Source organism: Erwinia sp. CGal63, assembly GCF_037026505.1.
GTDB lineage: Bacteria > Pseudomonadota > Gammaproteobacteria > Enterobacterales > Enterobacteriaceae > Erwinia.
Window position 1 is genome coordinate 1,780,312 of the sequence record NZ_JAKUMN010000001.1, and the last position, 17,100, is coordinate 1,797,411.

The window sequence follows — 17,100 nt, forward strand, 5'->3', positions numbered from 1 at the left end:
TTTTCACCTGCAGATACATCGCGTACCTGCTGAACGAGATGAGGAAATAACCATGCTGGAAGCGCTGAACCGGACGCTGTTTCTCTGGATTAACGCCACGCCCGACACGCCCGACTGGCTGATCTCGCTGGCTACTTTGGTGGCCCGCGATCTGATCACCATAGTGCCGGTGCTGATTGTCGCCCTATGGCTGTGGGGCCCGGAAAATCAGGTAGGTTCGCAGCGTCGCCTGGTGTTGAAAACCGCTATCGCGTTGGCCTGGGCGCTTACCGTCTCCTGGCTTATCGGCAACCTTTATCCTCATCCGCGTCCTTTCGTTGTTGGTCTGGGCCACCAGTTCCTTGCGCACGATGCGACGGAATCTTATCCCAGCAATCACGGCACCATTATTTTCACTTTCGCTATCGCCTTTTTCTGCTGGCATCGTGTCTGGTCGGGCATAGTGCTGCTGGCTGTCGGGTTGGCAATCGCCTGGTCGCGAATTTTCCTGGGCGTTCACTGGCCGATGGATATGCTGGGCGGGCTGCTGCTTGGCGGGCTTTCCTGCCTGATAGCCCAGATCGCCTGGCACTTCTGCGGACAGCGTTTGCTGAGTAATATTTCATCGCTCTATCGGCTGCTTTTTGCTTTTCCTATTCGCAAAGGTTGGGTAAGAGAGTAATAGTTTCTTAAGCGTTTATTGCACCTGCAATAAATGAACAAAAAACAAACGCGCTATTGCGCAACAGGTCAAAACAAAAAAGCCTTTTTATTTCCCTGTTGCGCAAGCGAGTAAAAAAACGACAAAGCCTGCTTGACTATAATCATAACTTATTGTTTTTAATGAATTAAAACTATCACCTCGGTTATTTGGTCGTTTCAAAACGCGAAACTTAACTATTTACATCCTGTTAAATACGGTTTTTATCACTACGGTAATGGCCTGTCACCAGCACATCAAACCAAATAGAAAATAGCCTGTAGCTTATTAAACTAAAAAATAGTGTTACGCTGTTCTCACCTTTCTCACCTGCCGCCTATTTTTCACTTTCTTCTTCCGTTGCTAATGGTAGAGTGTTGCTCGCCTCGGCCAGAGTAGTTAATTAAATAACGACTGGTAAGAGGATTTTCCTGCGCCAGGTTCAGGTTATTTAGCTCACTATTCTCAACCGGGAGATCTTAATGGAATCCACCAAAACGGCTAAGTTGTCGTCGACGGAGACATCGACAGCGTGGCGCAAAAGCGATACCACGTGGATGCTGGGTCTGTATGGCACCGCCATCGGCGCCGGCGTGCTGTTTTTACCAATTAACGCCGGTATCGGCGGGCTGATTCCGCTGCTGATTATGGCGGCTCTCGCTTTCCCAATGACTTTCTACGCTCATCGCGGACTCTGCCGTTTCGTCCTTTCCGGCCGTGGCGATCGCGATATCACCGGCGTGGTGGAAGAGCATTTCGGCGCAGGCGCGGGCGCGCTGCTGACTCTGCTCTACTTTTTTGCTATTTATCCTATTTTGCTGGTCTACAGCGTAGCGATCACCAATACGGTGGAAAGCTTCATCACCCATCAGCTTCATCTGCAGGCGCCGCCGCGAGCGCTGCTATCGCTGATTCTGATCGCCGGTCTGATGACGATTGTCCGCTTCGGCAAAGAGATGATTGTCAAAACCATGAGCGTGCTGGTTTACCCTTTCGTTTTAGTTCTGATGGCGCTGGCGCTGTTTCTGATCCCACACTGGAACAGCGCGATTTTCCAGCATGCGGCAGTCAGCGGCAAAGGGCTGTGGCTGACGCTGTGGCTGGCGATCCCGGTAATGGTGTTCTCTTTTAATCATTCGCCGATTATTTCAGCTTTTGCCGTCGCTAAACGTCAGGAGTATGGCGAGAAAGCCGCGCAACAGTGCTCTCGCATTCTGGCGCGCAGCCATCTGATGATGGTGATAACGGTGATGTTTTTTGTTTTCAGCTGCGTGCTCAGCCTGTCGCCAGAGAACCTGGCGGAAGCAAAAGCGCAGAATATCTCTATTCTTTCCTATCTTGCCAACCATTTTGACACGCCGCTTATGGCGTGGCTGGCGCCGCTGATTGCGATGGTCGCCATTACCAAATCCTTTTTGGGGCACTATCTGGGCGCACGCGAAGGGTTTAACGGTCTGCTGGCGAAAGCGATGCGAAATCCACCAGCAGAAAGTCGGCTGAACCGCATAACGGCGATCTTTATGTTTCTGTCCACCTGGCTGGTCGCGACGAAAAACCCCAGTATTCTGGGCATGATCGAAACCCTGGGCGGCCCGATTATCGCCGTGCTGCTGTTCCTGATGCCGATGTACGCCATTAATAAAGTGCCATCAATGCGTCAGTACAGCGGTAAAATCAGCAATCTTTTCGTGGTGGTCTCCGGCCTGATCGCTATTTCCGCGATCGCTTACGATCTGTTCTGATCGTCAGCAAGCCGGCGCCACGGATGGCGCAACCGCCCTGCTCTTTTCCTGATTTCCTCAGCCAAACCATTTACTGAACAAGCCATTCAGCTTCATCAGGACAAAATCCGCTATCCGGCTAAAGAATCCGCCCTCTTTGACTTCTTCCATCACCACCAGCGGACGCTGCTCGACGATTTTGCCATCCAGCTGAAAATCGATGGTGCCAACAACCTGATTTTTACGTAACGGCGCGCTCAGCTGCGGTTCGTTCAGGGTAAAGCTGGCCTTCAGCCCTTTTAGCTGGCCTTTAGGCAGAGTGATGGCGGCATCTTCCGCCACGCCCAGGCTGACCTCTTTACGATCGCCATACCAGACACGCTGCGTGGCGAAAGGCTTATCCGCTTTAATCGGCGTAACGGTTTCATAAAACCGAAATCCCCACGTCAGCAGCTTTTCGCTTTCGCGAAAGCGGATAGCGTCCGTTTGCGCGCCCAGTACTACGGAGATCAGGCGCTGATCCCCTTCCGTGGCCGAAGCTACCAGGTTATTGCCCGCGCCCGCCGTATGGCCGGTTTTGATGCCGTCGACATTCAGATTGGTGCTCCAGAGCAGGCGGTTGCGGTTGTACTGTTTGATATTGTTAAAAGTGAACTCTTTCTCTTTATGTAGCGCGTATTCCGCAGGGACGTCGCGGATTAAAGCCTGGCCCAGCAGCGCCATATCGCGCGCGGTGCTGTACTGCCCGGCGGAATCAAGCCCATGTACGGTTTTAAAATGGGTGTTTTTCAGGCCAAGCGCTTTCACATAGCTGTTCATCAATCCCACAAAGGAGTCCTGACTGCCCGCAACGTAATCCGCCAGCGCGATGCTCGCGTCGTTGCCGGACTGGATCACCACGCCCTTATTCAGTTCAGATACGGGAATGCGATCGCCCGGTTTTAAAAACATCAGCGATGAGCCTTTCAGTACCGGATTGCCGGTCGCCCAGGCGTCTTTGCCAATGGTGACCAAATCGTCATCATGGATTTTTCCGGCCTTCATCGCCTGCCCGATAACATAGCTGGCCATGATTTTTGTCAGGCTGGCCGGATCGTGGCGTTCGTCCGCATTAAACTCGGTCAGCACCTTGCCGCTGCGGTAGTCCATCAGAATCCAGGCTTTGGCTTCGATTTGCGGCGGCATCGGTACTTCCGCCGCACGACTGGCAGCGGCGGTTAAAAGCAGCAGAACGGGTAAGGTAGGGGCGACGGAAAGGCGCGTATTCATCATGGCGGTTCTCGGATATCCTTATGAAAGATAATAAATTTATAGCTAAACCAGGCAGAGTGCCTCCTACGCTATCGTTTACCGACGCTAAAAAGAACCGCGTTTCGGTAAAGTTTCTTAAAATTTATTAGAGAAATTTAGATGCGCGAGGCAGGCGTATTCTGATTTTACGGTGTGCTGTTAAGTCGATCACAAAACTCCGCTACGCTGAATAAAATGTCACAGTGGAGTAAGAACCATGGATTTAGCTCTGTTCGATCTTGATGAAACGCTGATCTGCGAGGACAGCGCCAGCCTGTGGTCGCGCTGGCTGGTTTCACAGGGCTATGCGCCCGCCTCGCTGATAGAGCAGGAGAGAGCGCTGATGGCCCGCTATGATCAGGGTCTGCTGTCAGCAGAGGAGTATATGCAAACCACGCTCTCGCCGCTGACGGGCATGAGTACGCTGACCGTTTCCGGCTGGGTCAGGCGTTTTATTCAGCGCGATATTCTGCCGCGCGTCTATCCTGCCGCTCGCGAGAAACTGGCCTGGCATCAACAGCGCGGCGACAAAATCATGCTCGTTTCGCCAGGCGGCGATCACCTTGCTATGCCGATTGCGCAACAGCTTGGCGCCCATGGCGCGCTGGCGGTCAGCGTAGAGATCGTAAACGATCGCTATAGCGGCCAGATCTGCGACAACTGCGCTGGTAAGGAAGATCGTATGGTGAGATTAGCCGACTGGCTGGCGTTACAGAGTCACGCTCCTTTTGACTCTGTCTGGGCCTATAGCGACTCTATTACCGATCTGCCGCTGCTCGAACAGGCGGATCGCGCGCACGTGGTGAATCCCGCTGAACCGCTTTATCAACTGGCGCAGCAGCGCGGCTGGGAAGTTTGCCGCTGGGTAAAATAGTCTCGCCACAGCATAGGCAGAACCGGCCAGGCGGCCGGTTTTATTGCAGCCCGATTTTGAGCAGCTTGCCGTCGGTTTCATCCGTCAGCACATAGAGATAGCCGTCCGGCCCGACGCGCACATCCCGAATTCGCTCGCCGAAATTTTTTAACATGCGGGATTTTTCTTCAACCTTATTCTCGTTAACGGAGAGATGAATCAGGCTTTTATCTTTCAAAGCGCCGACGAAAAGTGAATTTTTCCACTGCGGGAAGCGATCGCCCTGGTAAAAAGCCATGCCGCTGAGAGCAGGCGAAACCTTCCAGTAAAATTGAGGCTGTAACGTACCCGGCGCTTCACCGCCCTGAGAGCCGGGGACTTTGTCGCCGCTGTAATCCACTCCCCAGGTCGCCAGCGGCCAGCCGTAGTTTTGTCCCTTGCGCAACGGGTTGATTTCATCGCCGCCGCGCGGGCCATGTTCACTTTCCCACATCTCACGCGTTTGCGGATTTAGCGCCAACCCTTGCGGATTACGCATGCCGTAAGTCCAGATTTCAGGCCGTGCATCCTTTGTGTGTGCGAAGGGATTATCCTCAGGCACGCTGCCATCAGTCTTTAAACGTACGATTTTACCAGTAAGGGTTTTTAAATCCTGCGCCGTAGCGGCCTGAAAGTTATCGCCGAAGCTGGCATAAACATAGCCGCGGTCATCAAAAGCCAGTCGCGTTCCCAGGTTGGCGCCGCCAGAGAGTTTTGGCTGCTGACGCAAAATGACCCGGAAATTTTCCAGCGCGGTATTACTCTTATTCAGCGTACCGTAACCTATCACCGCGCCAGCCCGTCCATCGCTGTCGGCTTCGGTGTAGCTGAGCCAGAGTCGCCGGTTTTGCGCAAAGTCTGGCGCCAGCGCCACGTCCAGTAGACCGCCCTGCCTTTCGGCCCACACTTTCGGCACGCCCGACAGCGGATCGGACAGCCCTTTCCCCTGCTGCCATAAACGAAGCTGTCCCTCGCGTTCCGTAATCAACATTCCCTGGTTGTCGGGCAGAAAAGCGAGTGACCAGGGATGACGTAAGCCTTTTTGCAACTCGGTGACGCTCACCTCTTCAGCGACAACGGCGCCGGTTGCCAAAAGAGAGAGGCTCAGCAGACAGGTTTGCAGCGGTCGGGACATGCTTTTTCTCCTGATTAACAAGGGCTGAAATAACCTTAGCGAAGATGCCGCGGCGGCGCGTTACCTTTACAAAAAATGAAAATGAGTAAGCAATTCATATAACTCGATCGCTTAAAAAAAGTACTGGATATTTAAACAGGCAACTGTATAATATTTCTACTGCCCGCTCGGGGCTCTTTTGAAAAGCTTGGGGGTAAAACCTATGATGATTTCGACAGAAAACCTCAGCTCGCTGAATCAATCGGTCACGATGAGCAGCCGCGAAATCGCCAAATTAGTCGGCATCCCGCATGGCGAAGTAAAACGGCTGATCAAAACGCTGGAAACCACGCAGCGTCTTTCTCAACCGCTGACCATCGGAGTCTACGAGCGTGAGGGCGAAGCGCGTCAGGAGTATTGCCTGAACAAACGCGATTCGCTGCTGGCGGTTGCCCGTCTGGCGCCCGCCTTTATTGCCCAGGCGCTGGATAGCTGGCAGGAGCGTGAAAGAAACACTCGTCTGCCGGACTTTACCAATCCTGCAGCGGCGGCACGCGCCTGGGCTGAACAGTTTGAACAGCGTCAGGCGGCGGAACAGCAGCTGGCCCTTTTCGCCCCAAAAGCGGAATTCTTCGACCGTTTTGTGCAGGTAGAGGATTCGCTGGGTTTTCGCCAGCTCTGCAAGATGCTGAAAGCGAAAGAGCCTGAGTTCCGCCAGTTCCTGTTTGAGCGCAATATTATGTATCGCGCCAACGGCACGCTGATGCCGCAGCAGCATCACGTTCAGGCGGGCTACTTTACCGTTCGCACCAGCGTGGGCGAAAATCTGCATGCTTTTTCCCAGGCGCGTTTTACCTCGAAAGGCGTCAAATGGGTGACAAACCTGTGGGCGGCGCACCTCGCTACTCAGCCAAAAGGCGCGGCGGCATAATCGCTATCACCTTACTCAAGCCACGGACAGGCTTGTTATTTAGTATGTTGTAACTATAAATGCAGATGTTGTGCATGTCACCAAAACCCGCCGCGGTGACTATGTGGCATGATGATTTCGCAGTTTGCACTTTGATATTGCCCTGGTCGCGGTACTGAAAACCAGGCATAACGGCCGGTTACATAATAGCTCCTGCCTGAAAATTACTCTCATCATCGTCGTTATTTATTGATTTTAATAAGTTTTTACGACAAAAGCCCGTTTGCATCCTGCTTGTTTTTCGATCGATCACACCAGCAAAATGAGAATCTGTTGCATTTACCTTTCATTCTGAGCGATTTCAACCAGGCTTAATGCGTTGCTTAACTTACGTAACCCACCAGGAGGAAATCATGTTTCATCATTCATCGAAACTGCAATATCCGGTAAAAGTCGACAAGCCCGATCCAGAGTTTGCCATGCTTCTGCAGCAGGCCATCGGCGGCGTTGAAGGGGAAATACGTGTTGCCATGCAATATTTTTTCCAGGCGATGGGCACGCGCGGCGATCCGCGCATCAAGGATCTGCTGATCTCCACAGCCACCGAAGAGCTGGCCCATATCGAAATGCTTGGTCATGCCGTCGCGCTTAACCTGGAAGGCGCGCCGCTTTCTTATCAGGAAGAATCCGCAAAAGATCCCGTGGTTAACGCCATCATGGGCGGTATGAATCCGCGCCATATTCTGTCGTCCGGCCTGGCGGCTATGCCAGTCAACGCTAACGGCATGGCTTTTGATATGAGCCATATCTACGCTTCCGGCAACGTTGCTGCCGATATGCTGGCTAACGTGACTGCAGAGGCGACGGGGCGCGTACTGGCGACACGTCTCTATAACCTTACGGAAGATAAAGGGATGAAAGATTTTCTTTCCTTCTTGATCGCCCGCGACACCATGCACCAGCAGCAGTGGCTGGCGGTGATTGAGGATATGGGCGGCATCAGCGCTTCTATGCCCATTCCTAACAGCTTCCCGCAGTCGGAAGAAGCGCAGGAGCATTCTTACTACTGTCTGAATACTTCGCTGGATAAGCCGCTGCCGAAAGGCCGCTGGAGCGAAGGCCCGGCTTATGACGGCGTAGGTGAATTCACGGCGAAAGAGAAACCGGAGATTCTGGGACAGGAGCCTCTTCTTGGCCCGGCCAGGCCTGGCTCCGGCGCGCAGAAAGAGCAGATGCTGCCTGACGATGCCGCCGCGCTAAAAAAATAGCGCCGCTTAATTGCAGATCGACTGACAATTTAGCTATTAAAAAGCCGCGGCGGATAACGTCGCGGCTTCTTTTTTTGGGTAGGTGAATACTCTGCATCACGACTGGCAGCGGTAGCAGGCCGCCGAATAGCGGCCTGCTCCGTTCATCCATACTTTGCCTGATGCGCTTTTTTCCGTTTCAGATAGTCTTCATCTTCACGGATCTTGTCCCACCAGCCTTTGAAGATGGCGGCGGCAGCGGCTTTTTCTTCATTAACGTGATAAGGCAGCACTTTGCGATCTTCATCATATTTGCGGCCGCCTTTGTGGTTGGCATAGCGCCGGGCGCGGGTATAGCCCATCTGAATAAATTTACGCGCCATATCCATGCCGACAAAATCGTCTTTCGCTCGGTACTCTTCAAACAGCTCCATAATTTTTTTCGCGGAAGCTTCCGCGATCGCGGGGGTTTTGAAGCGCCAGTGCGGCAATATTTCGCCTTTATAGGGCTCCACCATCAGTACGCCCTGCTCGCCGCGACCTACCTGATAGCGTTCCGGATGCTGACGAAAGTCGATGGTTTTAAAATCCTGCTGATAATCAAATTCCTTCATGGCCGACCTCCGGGTAAAAGAGTAAGTCTGGCACAGGAAAGCGAAAACGCGTCGGCGGACGCGGCTCAGTTTTTTAGTTTGGGATCCAGCGCGTCGCGCAGGCCATCGCCCAGCAGGTTAAACGCCAGCACGGTAAAAAAGATCGCCAGGCTCGGGAAGATCGCCACGTGCGGCGCCATCACCATATCCGCCCGCGCCTCGTTCAGCATCGCGCCCCACTCCGGGGTCGGCGGCTGCGCGCCCAGCCCCAGAAAAGAAAGGCTGGCAGCGGTAATAATGGAGGTGCCGATACGCATGGTGAAATAGACCACGATGGAGGAAAGCGTGCCCGGCAGAATATGCCGCAGAATAATAGTGATGTCGCTGGCGCCGATGCTTCTGGCGGATTCAATATAGGTCATCTGTTTCAGCACCAGCGTATTGCCGCGCACCAGTCGGGCAAAGGCGGGAATGCTGAAAATCGCCACGGCAATCACCACATTCGCCATACCGCTGCCCATCACAGCCACAACCGCGATCGCCAGCAAAATGCCCGGGAAAGCAAACAGCACGTCGCTGATACGCATGATAATTCGATCCCACCAGCCTTCGTAGTAGCCCGCCAGCAGGCCCAGCAGCGTCCCGATCGCCGCGCCGATAGCCACTGAAAAGAAACCGGAGATGAGCGACAGCCGGGTTCCCAGCAGCACGCGGCTGAAAATATCGCGGCCCAGCGAATCCACGCCGAACCAGTGCATGGCGGAAGGCCCTTCCGTCAGGCGATCGTAATCAAAGTAGTTTTCCGCGTCGAAAGGCGCTAACCAGGGCGCGAGCAAAGCGATCGCCACCAGCAAAAGTACAAAAACTCCGGCTACCATCGCCACCGGCTGGCGCTTAAAACGCCGCCAGAACTCCCGCCACGGCGTGCGTACGCGATGTTGCTCTATTGTCGGCATCGCGGCCAGAGCCGCGTTACGTCGCCAGTTTTTCATCGCCCGTCCTTATTTGTAGCGAATCGCCGGGTTTATCGCCGCGTAAAGCATATCGACAACCAGGTTGATAAGAATAAATTCCAGGGAAAACAGCAGCACTTCCGCCTGTACCACCGGGTAATCGCGCATCTCTACCGAATCCACCAGCAGGCGCCCCAGGCCAGGCCAGTTAAAGACCACTTCCACCACTATCGAGCCGCCCAGCAGAAAGCCGAACTGCAGCCCCATCATGGTGACCACCGGGATCATGGCGTTGCGCAAACCGTGTTTAATCACCACCAGCGTTTCACGCACGCCTTTCGCCCGCGCGGTACGCATATAGTCTTCCTGCATCACCTCGACGAAAGAGGCGCGGGTAAAGCGCGCCATAACGGCGGCGACGGCCGCGCCCAGGGTTATTGAAGGCAGAATATAGTTGCGCCAGCCGTCCGCGCCAACGGTAGGCAGCCAGCCCAGCTCGACGGAAAAAATCTGCATCAGCAACATGCCGAGCGCAAAGGCGGGAAAAGAGATGCCGGAAACCGCCAGCGTCATGCCGATACGATCCGGCCAGCGGTTGCGCCAGACGGCAGAGACGATACCGATCGCCATGCCAAAAATCACCGACCAGACCATGCTGCTCAGCGTCAGCCATAAAGTCGGCAGAAAGCGCTGGGCAATTTCCATGGAAACGGGTCGGCGGGAAACCATTGACTGACCGAAATCGCCCCGCAACGCGTGGCTGATAAAGTGCCAGAACTGCTGAATTAGCGGCTGATCCAGGCCAAGCTGCTGACGTACCAGCGCCACCACGGTCGCGTCCGCTTCCGGCCCGGCCACCAGCCTGGCCGGATCGCCCGGCAGCATATGCACGAACAGAAACACCAGCACCGCCACAATGAGCAGCGTGGGGATCAGTCCCAGCAGACGTTTAATAAAATAATTAAGCATACTTTTCCCTGCGCTTTACGGCGGCGCCGGCATCTACCGATGCCGCCGTGGCGGCTACTTCAGGTCGGCCTCGTCAAAGTTGAAAGAGGTATCCGGCATCACATAAAAGCCCGTCAGGTTTTTACTGTTGGCCGACACCAGCTTTTCCACCACCAGCGGCGCCCACGGACGGTCGTTCCAGATACGATCCTGCGCGTCTTTATACAGGGAAGCTTTCTTTGCATCGTCGGTGGTTCGTAGCGCGTCGGCTAAATCTTTATCCACCTGAGGATTGCTGTAGAACGCGGTGTTAAAAATGGTCGGCGGCCAGGACTGCGTAGCGAAAAGCGGCGTTAAGGCCCAGTTGGCTTCCCCCGTCGAGGCGCTCCAGCCGGTATAAAACATTCTTACGCCGCTCTCTTTCTGGCCTTTATCCTCCACCTGGGCCGCGCGCTGGCCAGCGTCCATCGCCGTGACTTTAACCTTGATGCCGACCTGCGCCAGCTGCTGCTGCGTGAACTGCAATACTTTCTGCGCCGTGGAGTGATTGTGGGAAGACCACAGCGTGGTGCTGAAGCCGTTTGGATAGCCCGCTTCCTTCAGCAGCTCGCGCGCTTTCGCCGGATTGTACTCCGGCGCCGGGTAGCTCTGCGCATACTGGATGGATGGCGGCACAATGCCGGTAGCCGGTTCCGCGTAGCCGGCAAACGCGACCTTCACCAGCGCCTGACGATTGATGGCGTAGTTAACGGCTTCACGCACTTTCGGGTTATCAAACGGCTTTTGGGTGACGTTGAAACTGATATAGCGCTGCATAATCGACGGCGAGGCGACCAGATCCAGCTTGCTGTTTTTCTCCAGCAGTTTCGCCTGCTCGTAAGGAATCGGGAACGCGAGGTTCGCCTCGCCGGTTTGCAGCATCGCTGCGCGGGTGTTGTTATCCACCACCGGACGCCAGGTAATGCTGTCCAGCTTCGGATAGCCCTGTTTCCAGTATCCCGCGAATTTTTTTACCTTCACAAAGTCGGTCTGATTCCACGTCTCCAGCTCGTATGGGCCAGTGCCCACCGGATGGAAGCCGATCTCTTTGCCATATTTTTTCAGCGCCGTCGGCGAGATCATCGCCGCCGCCGGACTGGCGAGCGTGTTGATAAACGCCGAGAACGGCTCTTTCAGCGTAATTTTTACCGTGGTGGGATCGATAACTTCAGTGGTCGCCACGGATTTAAACAGGTTGTAGCGTTTCAGATGATTATCGGGATTGCTGGCGCGATCCAGATTTACCTTTACCGCTTCGGCGTTAAAGTCCGTGCCGTCCTGAAACTTGACGCCGCTACGCAGTTTGATGGTGTAGGTCAGGCCATCCTTGCTGGCATCAAAGCTCTCTGCCAGCACATTAACCCGCTTCATCTCTTTATCGAAGCCGAACAGGCCCTGGTAGAAGGATTTGGCAACCGCCTGCGACAGCGTGTCGTTAGCGTCGTAGGGATCGAGCGTGGTGAAGTTAGAACCTACGGCAATGACCGCGTCCTTCGCCGCCCAGGCCGGCAGTGCCGCCAGGCTGCTCAGGATCCCGGCAGCCACCAGCAGCTTGCGTTGAATCATCATGCTTGTTTCTCCTGTGATTTTATTATCTGGCCTTTTCAGACGCTGCCGACGACATGACGCGCAACGTAGTGTCCTGCGCCCACTTCCACTAACGGCGCCACTTCCGGCTCATCGCCGACGGGCCGAATCGGGCTGGGTATCTCATCCACCAGCAGCGCCCGCTCGCGGCGACGATGGTGCGGATTAGCAACGGGCACGGCGGACATCAGCTTGCGCGTGTAGGGATGCTGCGGGTTTTCGAACACCGCCTGACGCGAACCGATTTCAACGATCTGCCCCAGATACATCACCGCCACGCGATGGCTGATCCGTTCCACCACCGCCATATCGTGAGAAATAAACAGAAAGGCGATACCGAATTCCCGCTGCAGATCCATCATCAGATTGACGATCTGCGCCTGTACGGATACGTCGAGCGCGGAAACGGATTCATCGGCGATCACCACCTTAGGGTTAAGCGCCAGCGCTCGCGCAATGCAGATCCGCTGCCGCTGGCCGCCGGAAAACTCATGCGGATAGCGGCGCGCGTGTTCAGGCAGCAGGCCAACGCGCTCAAGCAGCCAGGCTACTCTCGCCTCCGCTTCTTTGCCTTTCGCCACGCCGTGAACCAGCAGCGGCTCCATAATCGAGAAGCCAACCGTCAGACGCGGATCGAGCGAGGCGTAGGGATCCTGAAAAATAAACTGGATATCGCGCCGCAGATGGGAAAGCGCCGCGCCGGTAAGGTTATCGATACGCTGACCGTTGAAGGTAATAGTGCCGCTCTGGCTGGCCACCAGCCGCAGCAGCGAACGACCGGTCGTGGATTTGCCGCAGCCCGACTCGCCCACCAGCGCCAGAGTTTCGCCCGCATACAAATCGAAACTGACCTTTTCTACCGCATGTACGCGGCGCGTAACGCGATTAAGGATGCCGCTGCGAATATCGAAACGCGTCACCAAATCGCGCACCTGCAGCACCGGCGGCGCATCGGCCTTCACCGTGTTTTGGCTCTCTTCTTCCTGCGCATCGGCGGAATTTATCAACGGAAAACGCGCCGGAAAAGGCTTGCCGTGCATCGCGCCCAGCTTCGGTACCGCGGCCAGTAGCGCTTTGGTGTAATCCTGCTGCGGGTTCTGAAAAATGGCTTCAACCGGGCCGGTTTCCACGACCTCGCCGCGATACATGACCTGGACGCGATCGGCCATTTCCGCCACTACGCCCATATCGTGGGTGATAAAAATCACCCCCATCTGCATCTCTTTTTGCAGGACGCGGATCAGCTGGAGGATTTGCGCCTGAATAGTGACGTCCAGCGCCGTGGTAGGCTCATCGGCGATCAGCAGCGCCGGACGGCAGGAGAGCGCCATCGCGATCATCACCCGCTGGCGCATGCCGCCGGAAAGCTGATGCGGAAAGCGCCCCAGCACGTTTTTGGCTTCGGGAATGCGTACCAGATCCAGCATACGCTCCGCTTCCTTCAGCGCCTCGCGACGGCTTTTTCCCTGATGCAGAATAATGGATTCCGCTATCTGGTCGCCGACGGAAAACACCGGATTCAGCGAGGTCATCGGTTCCTGAAAAATCATCGCCATATCCGCGCCGCGCACGCGGCGCAGCGCGTGTTGCGACGAACGGGCGAGATCGACCACTTCGCCATTGCGGCGCCTGAGTAAAATTTCGCCGCTGTCAATACGCCCGCCGCCCTGCTCCACCAGCCGCATCAGCGCCAGCGAGGTGACGGATTTGCCCGAGCCGGATTCGCCCACGATAGCCAGCGTTTCGCCGCGCCCAACCTCCAGCGACAGATTCTTCACCGCGCGCACGGTTTCGCCTTCCTGCGCGAAGCTGACGCTCAGATTACTGACCGACAGAACCTGCCCGTCGGGCAGATCGGATCCACTGGTCATCCTCTCTCCCTATTCTTCGCGATAGATTCCTACGTTCGGCGCTTCGCCTACGTAGCCAAAACCCCGGTACATGCCTTCGCTGTTGAAAGGCAGCGCGATATTGCCTTCGCGATCTATCGCTATCACGCCGCCGCTGCCGCCCAACACTTTAATTTTTTCCATTACTACGCGCTCGCTGGCCTGCTTCAGCGACAGGCCGCCATACTCCATCAGCGCCGCGATATCATAAGCCGCCAGCGTGCGCATAAATACCTCGCCGCTGCCGGTACAGGAAACCGCCACGTTGGCGTTATTGGCATAGCAGCCTGCGCCCACAATGGGCGAATCGCCTACGCGACCGGCCTGTTTGTTGGTCATGCCGCCGGTTGAGGTAGCGGCGGCAAGATTACCCTGGCGATCGAGAGCCACCGCGCCCACGGTGCCGAATTTACGATCGGGATCGAGCGGATCGTCCGGGGTTTGCGCCGCGCCGTCGTGATCCAGCAGCGTTTGCTGCGTCGCCAGCGCCCGCTGGAGCTGTTGCCAACGTTCAGATGTAGAGAAGAAATCGGGCGACACCGGCGTCAGTCCTTGCTCAACGGCAAACTTTTCCGCGCCCTCGCCGATCAGCATCACGTGCGGACTTTTCTCCAGGACGGCCCGCGCCGCCAGCACCGGATTACGTACCTGCTTCACGCCCGCCACCGCGCCTGCGTCCAGCAAGCGCCCGTCCATTACGCAGGCGTCGAGCTCGTGCGTGCCCTGGTGAGTAAATACCGCGCCTTTACCCGCATTGAACAACGGGCACTCTTCCAGTAGCCGCACGGCTTCCGTTACCGCATCCAGCGCGCTGCCGTTTTGAGCCAGGATAGCCTGGCCGCTGGCTACGATGGCCGAAAGCGCCTCGATATAAAGCCGCTCTTTTTCCGCGCTCATGCTGGCGCGGGCGATTGCGCCAGCGCCACCGTGAATGACAATCGCTGCTCTGCTCATAATTCCCTTACCCTGCCCGCCAAATTGGCAATAAAAACACTGTGTTAGAATAGTTTTGCCGACCTGTTGCCGTTTTTGACTATAGGCAGGCTGTAAAGTGATGTAAAGCGGAAAGTGGGGGGAGCGGTAATAACGAAAGCTTATGGTTTATAACCTGACGGCGGCTTTTCGTGACCGTACCGATAAATCACGCCATAATAATGGCTATCTGAAGTCTATGCCTGTCCGCGCTGCCGGATACGCTGAGGAAGTTATGGAAGCTTTTACTGCGGGACTTATCTCCCTTGACGATGCGCTCTCCACCATGCTGGATCGCGTTACGCCGGTTGCCGAAACGGAAACGCTGCCGCTGACGGCGGCCACAGGCCGGATTACGGCTGCTGCTGTTATTTCCCCCATCGACGTTCCGCCTTTCGCCAACTCCGCGATGGATGGCTACGCCGTTCGCCTGGCCGATCTGGCGATGGAGAGACCTCTGGCTATTGCCGGGAAAGCCTTTGCCGGATCGCCTTTCAGCGGCGACTGGCCTGCCGGCAGCTGCATCCGCATTATGACCGGTGCGCCGGTTCCGCCAGGCGCCGAGGCCGTTGTGATGCAGGAAGAAACTGAGCTGACGGAAGATAAAGTGCGTTTTCTCTCCGGTGCGAACGCCGGACAAAACATTCGCCTGGCCGGCGAGGATATTGCTCGCGGCGCCAGCGTGCTGGCTGCCGGCATTCGTCTGGGCGCGGCGGAACTGCCGCTGTTGGCCTCGCTGGGCGTGGCGGACGTCACCGTCAAGCGTCGGCTGCGCGTGGCGGTTTTCTCCACCGGCGATGAGCTACAGCCGGTCGGCAAGCCGCTGGCCGCCGGACAGATTTATGACACCAACCGCTTCGCGGTGCGTTTGATGCTGGAAAAGCTGGGTTGCGAAGTCATCGATCTGGGCATCGTTCGCGACAACCAGCCCGCGCTGCGCGCCGCCTTTATCGAAGCAGACAGCCGGGCCGATGTGGTTATCAGCAGCGGCGGCGTATCGGTGGGCGAAGCAGACTACACCAAAGCGATGCTGGAAGAGCTGGGCAAAGTCGGTTTCTGGAAACTGGCGATCAAGCCGGGCAAACCCTTCGCCTTTGGCCGTCTGCAAAATAGCTGGTTCTGCGGCCTGCCGGGCAACCCCGTTTCCGCCGTGCTGACCTTTTATCAGCTGGTACAGCCGCTGCTGGCGAAACTCAGCGGCCTGACGGCGCCCGCGCTGCCGCCGCGCCAGCGGGTGAAAAGCGCCAGTAGCCTGAAGAAAACGCCGGGCAGGCTCGATTTTCAACGCGGCAGGCTGACGCGTAACGCTCAGGGCGAGCTGGAAGTCAGCAGCACCGGGCCACAGGGCTCGCACGTTTTCAGCTCGTTCAGCCAGGCAAACTGCTTTATCGTGCTGGAGCGCGAACGCGGCAACGTCCAGGCTGGCGAGTGGGTCGAAGTCGAACCCTTTAACAGCCTGCTGGAGGGATAATGCAGCCGGAGCTTAGCGATGAAGAGATGCTGCGCTACAACCGCCAGATTGTGCTGCGCGGCTTCGATTTCGACGGTCAGGAGAAGCTAAAGGCGGCGAAAGCGCTGATTGTCGGGTTGGGTGGTCTGGGCTGCGCCGCCAGCCCTTATCTCGCCTCCGCCGGCGTGGGTCAGCTAACGCTGCTCGATTTCGATACGGTTTCCGTTTCCAATTTGCAGCGGCAGATCCTGCATCGCGACGCGCAAATTGGCCTGCCGAAAGTGGAATCCGCCCGCCAGCAGCTCAGTGAGATCAATCCGCATATCAGTGTGGAGACGATCGATCGCCAGCTTGACGATGCGGAGCTGGCCGAGCTGATCGCGCGGCATGACGTCGTGCTGGACTGCACCGATAATGTCGCCACCCGCGAGCAGCTGAACCGGCTCTGTTTCGCCAGCAAAACGCCGCTGGTATCCGGCGCGGCCATCCGTATGGAAAGCCAGCTCAGCGTTTTCACCTGGCAGGAAACGGAACCCTGCTATCGCTGCCTTAGCCGACTCTTTGGCGACGCGGCGCTCAGCTGCGTGGAGGCTGGCGTCATGGCGCCGCTGGTTGGGGTGACGGGTTCGCTGCAGGCGATGGAGGCGATTCGCCTGCTGGCGAACTATGGCGAGCGCGTGGCGGGAAAACTGCTGATGTACGATGCGATGACGCTGCAATTCCGCACGCTTAAGCTCGCCCGAGATCCGCATTGTGAAGTTTGCAGCGATCGTCCCGCCTGATTTGCTACAGCGCGTCCGTTCCCCGCCAATTTGG

Annotated in this window: 15 protein-coding genes; 7 read left to right on the forward strand and 8 right to left on the reverse strand. The window is 56.4% G+C overall.

The window, feature by feature from the left end; translation table 11 throughout:
• Positions 1-55: 55 nt before the first annotated feature.
• Positions 56-661 (forward strand): undecaprenyl-diphosphate phosphatase, encoded by a 606-nt coding sequence (gene ybjG / locus MKZ79_RS08120; RefSeq protein WP_336141383.1) that lies wholly within the window; start codon positions 56-58, stop codon positions 659-661.
• Between the two features lie 500 nt (positions 662-1,161).
• Complete coding sequence (locus MKZ79_RS08125) at positions 1,162-2,421, forward strand: HAAAP family serine/threonine permease (RefSeq protein WP_336141115.1); 1,260 nt, start codon at positions 1,162-1,164, stop codon at positions 2,419-2,421.
• A gap of 57 nt (positions 2,422-2,478) precedes the next feature.
• On the opposite strand, the gene MKZ79_RS08130 is transcribed toward MKZ79_RS08125, so the two are convergent.
• A complete protein-coding gene (locus tag MKZ79_RS08130) occupies positions 2,479-3,672 on the reverse strand; it encodes a serine hydrolase (RefSeq protein ID WP_336141116.1) in 1,194 nt (397 codons plus the stop codon).
• A 235-nt stretch (positions 3,673-3,907) separates the two neighbouring features.
• Between MKZ79_RS08130 and MKZ79_RS08135 the strand changes: the two genes are divergently transcribed.
• Entirely contained in the window at positions 3,908-4,564 is a 657-nt protein-coding gene (locus MKZ79_RS08135; RefSeq protein WP_336141118.1) for an HAD family hydrolase, read from the forward strand.
• Positions 4,565-4,604: 40 nt separating this feature from the next.
• Here MKZ79_RS08135 and MKZ79_RS08140 read toward each other — a convergent pair whose 3' ends face one another.
• Positions 4,605-5,717 carry a PQQ-dependent sugar dehydrogenase gene (locus MKZ79_RS08140; protein WP_336141120.1) on the reverse strand — a complete coding sequence of 371 codons (1,113 nt, stop codon included), beginning with the start codon at positions 5,715-5,717 and terminating at the stop codon, positions 4,605-4,607.
• 202 nt (positions 5,718-5,919) lie between these two features.
• Here MKZ79_RS08140 and MKZ79_RS08145 point away from each other — a divergent pair, with 202 nt between their 5' ends.
• Both MKZ79_RS08145 and MKZ79_RS08150 read left to right on the forward strand, forming a co-directional pair.
• On the forward strand, positions 5,920-6,627 hold the full coding sequence (locus tag MKZ79_RS08145; RefSeq protein WP_336141122.1) for a phage antirepressor KilAC domain-containing protein: 708 nt from the start codon (positions 5,920-5,922) through the stop codon (positions 6,625-6,627).
• Positions 6,628-7,019: 392 nt separating this feature from the next.
• A complete protein-coding gene (locus tag MKZ79_RS08150) occupies positions 7,020-7,874 on the forward strand; it encodes a manganese catalase family protein (RefSeq protein WP_336141124.1) in 855 nt (284 codons plus the stop codon).
• Positions 7,875-8,017: 143 nt separating this feature from the next.
• Here MKZ79_RS08150 and MKZ79_RS08155 read toward each other — a convergent pair whose 3' ends face one another.
• The 6 genes from MKZ79_RS08155 to MKZ79_RS08180 all read right to left on the reverse strand — a co-directional run bounded on the left by MKZ79_RS08155 (position 8,018) and on the right by MKZ79_RS08180 (position 14,816).
• Entirely contained in the window at positions 8,018-8,467 is a 450-nt protein-coding gene (locus tag MKZ79_RS08155) for a DUF4385 domain-containing protein (protein WP_336141126.1), read from the reverse strand.
• A 65-nt stretch (positions 8,468-8,532) separates the two neighbouring features.
• Positions 8,533-9,438 carry a glutathione ABC transporter permease GsiD gene (gsiD, locus tag MKZ79_RS08160; RefSeq protein ID WP_336141127.1) on the reverse strand — a complete coding sequence of 302 codons (906 nt, stop codon included), beginning with the start codon at positions 9,436-9,438 and terminating at the stop codon, positions 8,533-8,535.
• 9 nt (positions 9,439-9,447) lie between these two features.
• The gene (gene gsiC, locus MKZ79_RS08165; protein WP_336141129.1) at positions 9,448-10,368 is read right to left on the reverse strand and encodes a glutathione ABC transporter permease GsiC; all 921 of its coding nucleotides are present in this window, start codon (positions 10,366-10,368) and stop codon (positions 9,448-9,450) included.
• A gap of 54 nt (positions 10,369-10,422) precedes the next feature.
• Complete coding sequence (gsiB, locus tag MKZ79_RS08170) at positions 10,423-11,955, reverse strand: glutathione ABC transporter substrate-binding protein GsiB (RefSeq protein ID WP_336141131.1); 1,533 nt, start codon at positions 11,953-11,955, stop codon at positions 10,423-10,425.
• Between the two features lie 35 nt (positions 11,956-11,990).
• Positions 11,991-13,844, reverse strand: coding sequence for a glutathione ABC transporter ATP-binding protein GsiA (gene gsiA, locus MKZ79_RS08175; RefSeq protein WP_336141133.1), 1,854 nt, complete (start codon positions 13,842-13,844; stop codon positions 11,991-11,993).
• A 9-nt stretch (positions 13,845-13,853) separates the two neighbouring features.
• Entirely contained in the window at positions 13,854-14,816 is a 963-nt protein-coding gene (locus tag MKZ79_RS08180; RefSeq protein ID WP_336141135.1) for an isoaspartyl peptidase/L-asparaginase, read from the reverse strand.
• A 253-nt stretch (positions 14,817-15,069) separates the two neighbouring features.
• Here MKZ79_RS08180 and moeA point away from each other — a divergent pair, with 253 nt between their 5' ends.
• Positions 15,070-16,305: a molybdopterin molybdotransferase MoeA gene (gene moeA / locus MKZ79_RS08185; RefSeq protein ID WP_336141138.1), complete on the forward strand. Its 1,236-nt coding sequence runs from the start codon at positions 15,070-15,072 to the stop codon at positions 16,303-16,305.
• A complete protein-coding gene (moeB, locus tag MKZ79_RS08190) occupies positions 16,305-17,066 on the forward strand; it encodes a molybdopterin-synthase adenylyltransferase MoeB (RefSeq protein WP_336141139.1) in 762 nt (253 codons plus the stop codon). Before moeA ends, moeB begins: the two co-directional genes overlap by 1 nt.
• Positions 17,067-17,100: the final 34 nt, after the last annotated feature.